The following is a 12,372-nucleotide window of genomic DNA, read 5'->3' on the forward strand; positions in this document are numbered from 1 at the left end:
CCCTTGCATGAAAACTTTACTGGAAGTCCTTCAGTCCGGCACGGATTATCTGGTCCGCCAGGGGTGCGACGAAGCGCGCGCCACCATGCAGCATTTGCTGGCCCATGTCCTGCACTGCAACCGCACGGCTCTTTACTCCCAGTTTGACAGGCCCGTGGAAGAAGCGGAACTGGCCCCTCTGCGCGAATTGCTGAAACGCAGGGCAGCGGGAGAACCGTTGCAGCACTTGCTGGGCGTCACGGAATTTTTCAGGAGGGATTTCCTGACGGATGCCCGTGCCCTGATTCCCCGCCCGGAAACTGAGGAACTGGTGGAAATGGTGCTAAGGAAAATCCCGGATCATCCGGTACGCATCCTGGACATGGGCACGGGTTCCGGCGTTATCGGCGTCACGCTGGCGCTGGAGCTCAAGGAGCGCGCCAGGGAAGTTGTGCTGGCGGACATCTCCCCGCAGGCTCTTGATCTGGCTCTGGAAAATGCCATGCGGCTGGGAGCCAGAGTCTCCACCATCCAGACCGACCTGTTCGCCAACATTTCCCCGGAAAAAACGGGTCTGCCCCCAGAAGATGCCGATTCCGCCCCGGAAGGGGAAAAAGGGGAAGACGGGAGGAACATGCTCTTTGACGTTATCGTGGCCAATCTGCCATACATTGCGGAGGGGGAAAAACTTGCCCCGGAAGTTATGAAAGACCCCCATACAGCCCTGTTCGGAGGGCCTAAAGGCTGGGAAATCATTGAACGCTTTCTGTCCCGCGCCCGGGATTACCTGAATGAAGACGGCTTTGTAGCCCTGGAAATCGGGTACGACCAGGCATCCGTCGTAACACAAATCATGGATGGATACGGCTACAATTATATTGAAGTTCTGAAAGACATGAGCGGCGTCGCCCGTTTCCCCTTCGGCTACCGTTAATGTTTATCCCTTCTTTTCATTCCATGCAGGCGGCGCGCATTCTGGTTGACGGACAAAGCGATCTGGTACTGGATTACGGCATTCCTCCGGAAGCGGGAGACGTCAGGCCGGGCTGCCGCGTACAGGTTCCCCTGCGCAACAGAACGGCTACCGGAACCGTGCTTACGCTGTCGGAACCGTCTCCGGCCTGGAAGGACAGGCTCAAACCCATTCTGAAACTGATTGATCCGGAGCCTCTGATTTCCCCGGTGATGATGAATCTGGCCTCATGGGCGGCGGACTATTACTCCGTGGCTCTGGATCAGATGATCCGGTGTCTGCTCCCGGAAACCGTCCGTCAGGAAAATACGGCGGAAAAACTGCGCAAAATGGTGTATCTGGAAAAAACTCCGGCACGGGAGGAACTGGATGCCCTGTACCGCAAAGCGCCCCGACAGGCCCAAATGCTGGATTATTTCTCATCCGCGGGACAACAGGCCGTCCCCCTGGCAGCATTCGGCGCCGGAGCCCTGAACGTTGCCCGTAGCCTGGAAGCCAAAGGCTTCATCTCCCTGAAGGAAGAGGCCGTGCACCGGGACCCCAGCACCGGGGAGCAATTCGTCCCCACCCAGCCCATGAAGCTGAACAGCCAGCAGCAGAAAGCGCTGGAAGAAATCACGGCCATGTGCGCGGCAGAGCACAAAAAACCGATCCTGCTGCAAGGGGTTACCGGTTCCGGCAAGACGGAGGTTTATTTACAGGCCGTTTCCCAAATAGTAACATCCGGAAAATCCGCCCTGATCATGGTGCCGGAAATTTCCCTGACGCCCCAGACGGTTCAGCGTTTCAAATCCCGTTTCGCGGAACTGCCTTCCTCCGTGGCAGTGCTGCACAGCCTCCTTTCGGACGGAGAGCGCTTTGACGAATGGCATGCCATCCGTTCCGGAAAGGCCCGCATCGTCATCGGCCCCCGTTCCGCCGTCTTCGCCCCCCTTCAAAATCTGGGCCTGGTGATTGTGGATGAAGAACACGACGCCTCTTACAAACAGGAAAGTTCCCCCCGCTACCACGGGAGGGATCTGGCCGTGCTGCGCGCCCATCTGGAAAACTGCGCCGTGCTTCTTGGCTCCGCCACTCCCTCCCTGGAAAGCATCCATAACGCCCTGATTGGAAAGTATTCCCTGGTAAAACTGACGGAAAGGGCGGACGGCCAGCAGCTGCCGCTCATTCGCATCCTGGACATGAAAACGGAAGGGAAAAATAAATCCGGTCCCAACGTTATCTCCGAACGCCTCAGAATGTCCATTGACCGGCGTCTGGACAAAGGGGAACAGGTTATCCTGCTGCTCAACAGGCGCGGATTCGCACGCTCCATCCAATGCCCGGACTGCGGCCACGTAGTCACGTGCATGCACTGCTCCCTGCCCCTGACCTACCACCGTACGGAAGACCGCCTCATGTGCCACCTGTGCGGATTCAAAGCCCTTCCGCCCCGTTCCTGCCCGGAATGCCGGTCCGCCAACATTCTGCTCCAGGGGTACGGAACCCAGAAGGTGGAAGAAATCCTGCGCCGCACTTTTCCTGCGGCGCGCATCACGCGCGTGGATGCGGACGTGGCCCGGCGGAAAAACGCCGTCCGGACCATTCTGAACCAGTTCCGCGCCCATAAGATAGATATTCTCCTGGGCACCCAGATGATCGCCAAAGGGCTGGACTTTCCCAACGTGACGCTGGTAGGCGTGCTGAACGCGGACCTGGGGCTCCACATCCCGGATCCCCGTGCAGGGGAACGCACATTCCAGCTCCTGACGCAGGTAGCGGGCCGCGCCGGCCGCGGTGACCTTTCCGGAGAAGTCATTATCCAGACTTTTACGCCCCAGTCCCCCTCCCTGCAATACGCCCGACACCATGATACGGACGGCTTCGCAACTCAGGAACTGGAAATGCGGCGCGCGTTCGACCTGCCCCCCTTCACCCATATCGCCGTATTGACCATACGGTCCCAGCATGAAAGCATGGCGGAATTCGCCACGCAAACCCTCGCGTCCCGCCTGCGCGGCATGCTTCCCCCTCCCGCCACGATGACCGACCCCATGCCCGCCCCCATTCCCCGCGCGCACGGACAGTTCAAATTCCAGATTACGGTCAAGGGACCTTCCGCCCGCATCCTCTCCCGCACCCTACGGAAACTGGTGCAGGAAGCCGGACTGGGGGAAGACCTGACGGCCGTAATCGACGTGGATGCCATGTCATTCATGTAAGCCGCCTTGCCAAAACCGGCCGGGAACATTAGAATTCCGGCACAACACAACTTACTATTATGCTGCTTCATTTCTACAAAATGACGGGAGCCGGCAACGACTTTGTCATGGTGGACAATCGTGACCTGAGCCTTTCCTCCGTGCTGGATAAAGAAACCATAGAAGCCCTGTGCGACCGCCGCTTCGGCATTGGGGCGGACGGGTTGATCGCCGTGGAACCTTCCCAGGGCAAGGGGGGAATTGTCCGGATGCGTTATTACAATGCGGACGGCGGAGAGGCGGAAATGTGCGGCAATGGGGCCCGCTGCTTCGGCAACTTTGCCGCCGCCCTGCTTCATCACGACAAGACAACGCCTCTTCCTTTTGAAACAATGGCCGGCGTCGTCACCGCCACCTTTGAAAAAGACGGCAACGTCACCGTCAACCTGACCAATCCCCACTCCATGCAGCTCTTCGTGCTGAATGCCGACCCGGCTGTGGGAGCGGATGTCCATTTCCTGAACACGGGCGTTCCCCACGCCGTAGCGTTTCTGGACAAGCTGGACGGCCTGGACATTGCCAAACTGGGGGCCTATCTGCGTTACCATGATGCCTTTTCACCCAAAGGCACCAACGCCAACTTTGCCAGAATCCTGTCTCCGGGGCACATTGCCATACGCACTTACGAACGCGGCGTAGAGGATGAAACGCTTGCCTGCGGAACGGGGATGACCGCCTGTGCGCTGCTGCATGCCGTATTGACGGACGCTCCCTCCCCCATTCAGGTGGACGTGGCGGGTGGAGACACGCTTAAAGTCGGATTCCAACGCACAGGGGACCGTTTCACTGACGTGACGCTGACCGGACCGGCAGACCTTGTGTTCACCGGAGACATTCAGATCTAGATCTGAGCCTCCCCGGCCAGAAAAAACAGCCTCTCACCCATCAGCGGGACTGCCTGTTCAGCAGGGAACATTCCGCCCTAACGTAACCGCCGTAATTATTGCAGAACGCCTTGTACACGGCAGGGCCCATATTCGTTTCGCAATAATATTTCACGGTAATACAGCCGTTTTCACGCTCCATATTCAGAAAATGGCTGGACAGAAGAACCAGATTATTCTGGTAATTCCACAGGGCCATGTCACGCGCCATTTCCTCATGAATCCTCTCACATATAAAACTCTCCGGAGGGGGAAACAGAATGGCACAGACAATACTGATCAGGCAGATTCCCGGAATGACCCCTACGGCAAGCCCCCTGTGGCATTTTCTGATCAAGGGGAGGTGATTCCTGAATTTCCGAAAAACGGTAAAACGGAACAAATACCCCGCCAGCAACGCCACCGGAAAGAAGACATTGACGTATTCGAAAGCCAGACTCATTCCTCCAAGAACAAAAAACCCGATTCCCTTCCACACCTTCCGGTAAACCGGAATGCAGGCGCAAAGGAACACGTACAGAATATAGCCCAGCAGACAGAGGAAAGGCAGAAGCGTTCCCGTAAAAACATGCTCCATCATGCGGTCCCACGGATATTCCCGGCTGGGAGAGCTGGCCTCCTGAAAAAACATGCATACCATGATCATCAACACCAGCCCGACAAGAAGAAAAGCCTTTGATTTTCTTGACTCGTACAAAAGCCACAGCAAAACAGCCCCTAACGGCAATAAATAGCAACCTATACTGTTGAATACAGTAGACAGCATGGGAATATGAGGAAAGAAATTCATAGATCGGATACAGATGAGAGGCCGGTTAACAACTAAAATGCAGCAGCGACTGCGGAAACAGTAATTGGAAATAAAATAAATTCAAACATTCGTTTTCAAACAACTCATAAAAAATCATGTCCTTTTCACAAAAATCCGCTTATCCGGACTCTCCAACTTGACAAAACAACTCTCCGAAAAGGATAATAATATCCTTGTGAAGCCCTCCCTTTTCATCCAGATCGTCCTCCTTCCGGTTCTTTTCTTCTTCCCCCAATGCGGCCGCAAACCGCTCCTTCCGGAATATACGCCGCTGTGTTCCGGAATGATACCGGGAGAGCACGCTTCCCACCGAGCCCTCCGGGCGCGGGAAAACAGGACCTACCGGGTCGGCCCGAAAGGCGGCATATACTACATCAATCCCCATAATAAAAAAGTTTACATCAAATCCAGGAGGGTGCAATAGAAGATCACACAGGTTCTCCGCAATTTTCCAAAGAGGAAACAAATAACCGCCCCGGCATGCTCTTATTGTATTATTGAGAAAATATTCCATTCAAAAAAACTCATTAAACTTATTTTCTTCTTGCCAAAATGGAAGAGAGCGGGTAATGTCTGCCGCACCACAACACTAAATGGTGTCGGTAGTTCAATGGTAGAGCCCCAGATTGTGATTCTGGTTGTTGCGGGTTCGAGCCCCGTCCGACACCCCATCCCTTTCCTTTATAAAAAGAGCACTTACGGTGCTCTTTTTTACTATCCCCAGCCCTTTCCGCATGCGTAATCCAGAATTCGTCAAAGCCGCTTTTTCCGCTATTGCACCGCGCTATGTGGCTACCAACCATGTGCTGAGCATGGGCGTGGACCTGCTATGGCGCCGGCGCGTCGTTCAGCTTGTCTCCGAATGGAAGCCGGAGAACCTTCTGGATCTCGCGACCGGAACGGGAGACCTGGCCCTGGCCATCCTGAACGCGATGCCGGAAATCCGCCTCACCGGGTCCGACTTCTGCCAGCCCATGCTGGACATAGCGGCCAGGCGCGGGCTGGATCATCTGGTTTGCGCAGACGCCATGAACCTGCCCTTCCCCTCCGCCTCCTATGATGCGGTCACTGTCGCCTTTGGCCTGAGGAACATGGCCAGTTATCCGGACGCCCTGCGGGAAATGGGCCGAATGCTGCGCCCGGGGGGCCATCTGCTCATTCTGGATTTTTCCCTGCCTGAAAGCCTGTTGAAAAGCCCTTACCGGTTTTATCTGCACCGCATCCTTCCCGTCATTGCGGGCTGGATGACCGGCCACCGGGAAGCATACGACTACCTGGCGGACAGCATTGAAGCCTTTCCCTGCGGGCAGGCCATGAAGGCCCTGCTGCGGGAATGCGGCTACAGCAATATCACGGCGGAACCTCTGAACGGGGGAATTGCCAGCATTTACACGGCTCAGCGATGAGTGCGGGGGACGCAAGAGAAGGAATCATACGCGGCAAGGCGGCACGCGCCCGCCTGGGCGGCAAACTTGCCGGACTGTCCCTGCCCCGGCAAATCGCCGTCATTGCTTTCTGGCCTTTCCTGGAGCAGCTGTTGAGCTTTTTCGTCACTTCTTCCGACCTTTTCATCGCCACTAAGATAGGGGTGGACGCCCAGGACACCATCAACATCTCTGACGGCATGGGCGCCGTCGTCTTCATCATGTGGTTCGGCTTCGTTATCCAGGGGGCCATCATGATGGGAGCCACAGCCATCGTTTCCCGCATGACGGGCGCCAGAGACTATCCCCAGGCGCAGCATGGCCTGCACCAGGCCGCCATGCTGGGGCTCCTGGCCGGCGTCGTTTCCTGCGGCCTTCTCTTCACCTGCAGCGATTTCCTGGTCACGCACGTATTGACCATGAATGAAGCCGCCCGGGCCTACGCCCTGCAATACGTTTATATGGCCGCCTTTGCCGCCCCGTTCAGCGGCGTGGTCTTTGCCATCAATGCCGCGCTGCGAGGCTCCGGAGACACGCGACTGCCCTTCTGGATTATGATGAGCGTAGGCATCCTCAATGTCATCTTCAGCGTCATCTTCGTCTTTGCGGACGCTCCTTTGGGCGGCTGGCGCATTGGAGGAATTGCGGCGGGAACAGTCTGCGGCTACGGCATCAGCATGAGCATCCTCCTGTTCATCATGCTGCGGCGCAGAAAAAAAATCTTCACGGGCAGGAACAATGAATCCCTGGAAGAACTCGTCCGGGAACGGGGAGAGCACTATGCTCCGCCCCTGTACCTCAGCTTTTCCCATCTGCGGCCGGACATGGGCATGCAGAAGCGCATCCTGAAAATCGGGCTGCCGCAGGCCGTGGAAGTCTTCGGAATGTGGGGCATTCAGATGTTCTGCCTTTCCATCATCAGCGAACTGCCTGTTCAAGGCGTGCTGGGCGTCCACAACATCGCCGTCCGCATTGAATCGCTCAGTTTCCTGCCAGGCTTCGCCATCGGCATGGCCGCTTCCACGCTCGTGGGGCAATACCTGGGCGCCCGGAACGCGCTTATGGCCCGCATCACCATCTGGAAATGCATGCGGTACGCCATCATATTCATGACGGGCCTGGGAGTGCTCTTCTGCGCCTTTCCCGCCCTGTTCATGGAGATATTTTCCAACGGCAGCATGACTCTCATTGATACCGGCATTCCCGTGCTGCGCACCATGCTGGTGGTGGAGCCCTTCTTCGCCGCCTGCATCGTGATGAAAATGTCCCTGCGCGGCGCGGGAGATACCCGGAGAGTCATGCTCATTTCCTACGGCATTATGGGCTTTTTCCGTGTCGTCTGCACCTGGGTATGGTTCAGGCTGGCACCGGAAACCATGACCCTGTGGGGCATCTGGCTACTCTTCGCCTTTGAAATGGCCGTCCAATCCGCCATCCTCTATAAAATCGTCAAGGGGCGGAGCTGGACGAAACTGCAAGTCTGAATCTTCCCGTTTTTTCCTGCTTCCCGCACCCGTTCGCCAATCCAAAACGTTTACTGCAGGATAAAAACTTTGCTTTCCTTCTCCAATTCTGCTAGCATTCTTCCACGTTGTTCTGCAACGGGCTCGTAGCTCAGCGGTTAGAGCAGGGGACTCATAATCCCTTGGTCGTAGGTTCGAACCCTACCGGGCCTACCAGATAATCCCCTGCAAGTTTTTAACTTGCAGGGGATTTCCTTTTTCAGTGCAGAAGAAAAAGGCTTCTGTTGAAGATGCCTCTGCTTCCCCATACAAATACAACAATCATCCGGAAATTCCGTGGGGAACTTCCGGACAGCGGAAGTTCATTCTTAAAGGGAGTCCACGAGGGCGGCTAAATCATCATCATACACGAACTTGCATTGGTCCCCCTGTTTCTTGAACAGTTCAAACAGGCGCGGCATATCCGTATCCGGAACGGAGAGGCCCAACGCACGCAGACGCATGTTCACGGCATGTCTGCCGGAATGTTTGGTCAGGGGAAGTTCCGTGGTTCCCCAGCCTATTTCCTCCGGGTCCAGAACTTCGTAAGTGCTCCGGTTCTTCAAAACGCCGTCCTGGTGAATGCCGGAACCGTGGGCAAAGGCGTTCGCCCCCACTACGGCCTTGGAACGAGGAACGGCCAGGCCGCTCATGGCGGCCACCATGCGGCTGGTGCGCACCAGTTCATTCGTTCGTATTCCGGTCCACACTTCGGAAAAGAAATCCCGCCGGGCATGCAACGCCATAATGACTTCCTCCAGGGCGGTATTTCCGGCCCGTTCCCCGATGCCGTTGATGGTTCCCTCTACCTGCCGCGCCCCGGCCCGGATGGCCGCCAGCGAGTTGGCCACGGCCATCCCCATGTCATCATGGCAATGGACGGACAGCCGGACGCGGTCCACATTGGGAACATGTGACTTCAGATGGGAAATCAGGCGAAAATATTCCTCCGGCATCGTGTACCCCACCGTATCCGGAATATTGATGACGGCGGCGCCCGCGTCAATGACAGACTCTACAATCTCCGCCAGGAATTCCGGCTCCGTGCGGGAAGCGTCCTCTGCGGAAAACTGCACTTCCCCGCACAAATCGGAAGCCATGGCAACGGATTTTACGGCCATGTTCCTGATTTGTTCCCGGCTTTTTCCCAGCTTGTATTTCCGGTGGATGGGGGAGGTGGCCACCACCAGATGGATGCGCTCCCGTTCCCCGGCGGCCTTCAACGCTTCATGGGCGGCAATGATATCCTTTTCCACGCAGCGGGCCAGTCCGCAAACGCGGCTTTTTTCCGTGCATTCCGCCACGGCCCGGACGGCTCGGAAATCGCCGTCCGAAATAACGGGGAAGCCCGCTTCAATAATATCCACCCCCAGCGTTTCCAGCTGCATGGCCACCTGTATTTTCTGCTCCACGTTCATCGCCGCGCCGGGGCACTGTTCCCCGTCTCTCAGCGTCGTATCAAAAATGTGTATATGTTCTTTCATTACAATAATCATGTTAAGGGTTCGTTCCTCAGGAAACTGCGCGCGGAAAAATATTCCGATGAAGGAGCCATTCCTTCTGCGCACAACTATCAAGACCAGCCGTTTACTTCCCTCGCGCCGGAACGGCCCGCCGGCGCATATCAAGATATCTTCTCGGACTACCGTCCGAGAAGCAGCAATAGACGACCTTGAAGGAACAGGGTGTTCATCTTGCTTGTTTTACCGTAATCACCACAAAAGGGAGAACCTTTATGGAGGATATCCTTTTAGAACATTACTGTCAAGTCTTCTAAATTGATATGGCTTTGTTCTACTGTCCTCTAAGACAAGACTATAGAAGCAAAACTGCCCATCTGATTAATCAGATGGGCAGAATATTTTTCTTTTTTATTCGTGTCTTCCAATAAGTTTCAATCCACACACCCGTCAAAGGTGCGACATCACCCTCTATACTCACTATAGATAAGTTATTTACCACGCAACTGTAGAGATGCGACAAATTTCGAAGCCAGCCGGTACACAAGCAAGATAGAAATACTCTCTGTTCATGTAAAGCAATTATGCTTGGTATACAAAAAATTGTCACCCCCCTTGAAATAATTTTTTTCTTATTAGAAGATATGATACACCCCAATTTTCCATTGACAAGAATATCTGTATTTGCCATAAATATCCCACCGGAACAAAAGAGGGAAAGATTACCCTAATAATCTTTCCCTCCTATTTCTGATTAACAGCCTCGTACAGAAGTTGGCATCAGTTTGCTTCTCAGCAAACGCCTTATATAGGTTCATTACGATGATGTCAATCCGGGAAGCGAGGCAACCTATAACACAATGACTAAAGCAACCAAAATAATGCTTAAACCGGGATGCGCTAATCCGCAATCCGCAGTAGAAATCGATAAAATTTACCTCGTTTGGGCAAATAATGAGGGATACTTCTATGATAAAGAAGTCGTCCATGATTTTGTCAAGGAAGGTAATATCGTACATGTAGACATCAGTCCGCACTACCCAAAGCTCATTGATGCTATCAGCTCAAGAGGAGAAAAATACGTACGTTCCGAACCCAATGACACTCCTAACGACAATCTGTTAAGATTGCCCAGGGTCTAGATTTCATAAATTATTTATAATTTTGCGGCTTATTGCTATTCAACGCAATAAGCCGTTTTTACTTGGTTATAGACAATTCTTTTCTTTCGCGGTTCTCCTTACATTTCCCGGTGGGAACGTATTTCCTGAATGGAAATGGACAGGGAGGCGCGGCCGCGGTACACGTTGCGGTCAATCGTAAAAGCGATATCCCAAGGGGGATTGGGAAGTTCCCGTTGCGCTCCGTTGAAGAAAATAGCGTCGCGCTCCACGATGCCCTGACGCATGAAAAGCTTCAGATGATTGGTTCCCACGCGCTTGGGCGGTTCCGTGGGAAAAACGTCGGAACTCATGAAAAGAGGCTGAGGATTGGAGTTGCCGAAGGGTTCCAGTTTTTCATAGCTGTCCAGCAAATCCAGCGTCAGCGCCTGGAAGGACACTTCCATGTCAATGTTGAGTACGGGGCAGCGCTGTTCCTCCGTCGTGGTTTCGGACACATAACGGTTGAATGCCCGGCGGAAGTCGTCCATGCGGGATTCTTCAATCACCAGCCCCGCCGCCATATCATGGCCGCCGCCGGAAACCAGCGTATCCGCGCAGTGGTGGATGGCCTGCACCAGGGATACGCCGGGAATGGAACGGCCGGAGCCCTTCCCCACGCCGCTTTCATCAAAGGCGATGACGAAAGTCGGCTTGTGGTACCGCCTCATCAGCTGGGAGGCCACAATGCCCACCACGCCGGGATGCCACGCGCGGGAACCCAGCACAATAACGTTGTCCCGCTCCGGGTCAAAGGAGTTGTGAAGCATTTCCACCGCATCCGTCCGGATGGCCTCCTCTTCCTCCTGCCGCTTGCGGTTGTGGGAATCCAGCATTTGGGCAAGCTGCACGGCCCTCCTGGCGTCCATGGTCAGCAGGAGTTCCAACGCATCCATAGGGGAATCCATGCGCCCGGCGGCATTAATGCGCGGGCCTATCCTGAACCCCACGTGGGCGGCGTTCAGGAAGCCCGCGTGGTTGACGGAGTCGGAAGGGCGGATGCCCGCTATTTCCGTCAGGGTTTTGAGCCCCGTATGGCGGCTGTGAGCCAGCCTTCCCAGGCCGTGGCGAACCAGAATCCTGTTTTCCGCCACCAGGGGAACGATGTCCGCCACAGTAGCCACAGCTACCAGGTCCAGATAAAGTTTCAGGTCAAAGGTTTTCAGCTTCCGCTCCTTCAGGAGGGCATGCGCCAGCTTGAAGACGACGCCCGCGCTGCACAGATAAGTATACGGGCTGTTTTCCTCAATTTTGGCATTGACCACCGCCACCGCGTCCGGCCGCCCCAAAGGGCCCGCCTCATGGTGGTCCAGAATGATGACGTCTATCCCCAGGCCGTTGAGCATGTCCACCTCTTTTACGGAGGAAGTGCCGCAGTCCACCGTAATGAGCAGGCTGGGAGGGTCCGCACATTCGCAAAGGCAACGCTTGATGCCGGCCTCGCTGAGGCCGTAGCCTTCCCGGGAACGAACGGGAATAAAATACTGGGGATCCAGGTCATAAGCCATCAAAATGGCCCGAAGAAGCGCCACGGAGGTAACTCCGTCCACATCATAGTCCCCATAAATGCACACGGTTTCCCCTTCATCCACGGCCCGGAAAATGCGGTCCACGGCTACCCTCATTTCCCCCATCAGGAAAGGGTCGCTCAGGTGGGAAAGCCTGGGTTCCAGAAAGAGTTCCGTTTCCGTTCCCCCGGTGAACCCGCGCTGCAGCAGAAGCTGCTTGACCAGCAGAGGCAGTTCCGCAGGAAACGCTTTCAAGACCGGATCATCCTCCTTCACGGAAGGGCGTAGAGTCCAATGAAAACCCGGTGTCATGGCAGTATTTTAGCCCCGCATCCAACAGGGTCAAGGTTGTTTCCACAGCAGGCGGCCAAAGCGGAGAAAAGAGGTTTCCGCTTCCGTTTCCGGGAAACGGCCTGCACGCAGCGCCCCCG

General features: G+C 55.3%; 9 protein-coding genes and 2 tRNA genes. 8 read left to right on the plus strand and 3 right to left on the minus strand.

The genetic code is table 11. The features are described 5' to 3' along the window. The first annotated feature begins 7 nt into the window (after window positions 1-7). The 3 genes from prmC to dapF are packed head-to-tail and all read left to right on the plus strand — an operon-like array spanning window position 8 to window position 4,037. Window positions 8-913 carry a peptide chain release factor N(5)-glutamine methyltransferase gene (prmC, locus tag CI070_RS06880; protein ID WP_094136023.1) on the plus strand — a complete coding sequence of 302 codons (906 nt, stop codon included), beginning with the start codon at window positions 8-10 and terminating at the stop codon, window positions 911-913. After that, on the plus strand, window positions 913-3,153 hold the full coding sequence (gene priA, locus CI070_RS06885; RefSeq protein WP_256943535.1) for a replication restart helicase PriA: 2,241 nt from the start codon (window positions 913-915) through the stop codon (window positions 3,151-3,153). Before prmC ends, priA begins: the two co-directional genes overlap by 1 nt. Window positions 3,154-3,212: 59 nt before the next feature. Beyond that, complete coding sequence (gene dapF, locus CI070_RS06890) at window positions 3,213-4,037, plus strand: diaminopimelate epimerase (RefSeq protein ID WP_094136024.1); 825 nt, start codon at window positions 3,213-3,215, stop codon at window positions 4,035-4,037. Between the two features lie 40 nt (window positions 4,038-4,077). Here dapF and CI070_RS06895 read toward each other — a convergent pair whose 3' ends face one another. Beyond that, complete coding sequence (locus CI070_RS06895; RefSeq protein ID WP_143247127.1) at window positions 4,078-4,716, minus strand: hypothetical protein; 639 nt, start codon at window positions 4,714-4,716, stop codon at window positions 4,078-4,080. A gap of 767 nt (window positions 4,717-5,483) precedes the next feature. On the opposite strand from CI070_RS06895, the gene CI070_RS06905 reads away from it, so the two are divergent. The 4 genes from CI070_RS06905 (at window position 5,484) to CI070_RS06920 (ending at window position 7,990) form a co-directional block, all read left to right on the plus strand. Further along, a tRNA-His gene (locus CI070_RS06905) sits at window positions 5,484-5,558 on the plus strand. 63 nt (window positions 5,559-5,621) lie between these two features. Further along, the gene (locus CI070_RS06910; RefSeq protein ID WP_094136083.1) at window positions 5,622-6,293 is read left to right on the plus strand and encodes a ubiquinone/menaquinone biosynthesis methyltransferase; all 672 of its coding nucleotides are present in this window, start codon (window positions 5,622-5,624) and stop codon (window positions 6,291-6,293) included. Beyond that, window positions 6,290-7,795, plus strand: a complete 1,506-nt coding sequence (locus tag CI070_RS06915) for an MATE family efflux transporter (RefSeq protein WP_179218351.1) — start codon at window positions 6,290-6,292, stop codon at window positions 7,793-7,795. Before CI070_RS06910 ends, CI070_RS06915 begins: the two co-directional genes overlap by 4 nt. Window positions 7,796-7,914: 119 nt before the next feature. After that, window positions 7,915-7,990, plus strand: a tRNA-Ile gene (locus CI070_RS06920). Between the two features lie 152 nt (window positions 7,991-8,142). Here the strand turns inward: CI070_RS06920 and CI070_RS06925 are convergent. Next, window positions 8,143-9,297 (minus strand): 2-isopropylmalate synthase, encoded by a 1,155-nt coding sequence (locus tag CI070_RS06925; protein ID WP_094136084.1) that lies wholly within the window; start codon window positions 9,295-9,297, stop codon window positions 8,143-8,145. Window positions 9,298-10,133: 836 nt separating this feature from the next. Between CI070_RS06925 and CI070_RS06930 the strand changes: the two genes are divergently transcribed. Beyond that, window positions 10,134-10,415: a DUF3892 domain-containing protein gene (locus tag CI070_RS06930; RefSeq protein ID WP_094136028.1), complete on the plus strand. Its 282-nt coding sequence runs from the start codon at window positions 10,134-10,136 to the stop codon at window positions 10,413-10,415. Between the two features lie 98 nt (window positions 10,416-10,513). Here the strand turns inward: CI070_RS06930 and recJ are convergent, their stop codons facing one another. Continuing rightward, the gene (gene recJ, locus CI070_RS06935) at window positions 10,514-12,253 is read right to left on the minus strand and encodes a single-stranded-DNA-specific exonuclease RecJ (protein ID WP_046436108.1); all 1,740 of its coding nucleotides are present in this window, start codon (window positions 12,251-12,253) and stop codon (window positions 10,514-10,516) included. Window positions 12,254-12,372 lie beyond the last annotated feature (119 nt).

It is taken from the genome of Akkermansia muciniphila (genome assembly GCF_900184965.1).
Classification (GTDB): domain Bacteria; phylum Verrucomicrobiota; class Verrucomicrobiia; order Verrucomicrobiales; family Akkermansiaceae; genus Akkermansia; species Akkermansia muciniphila_A.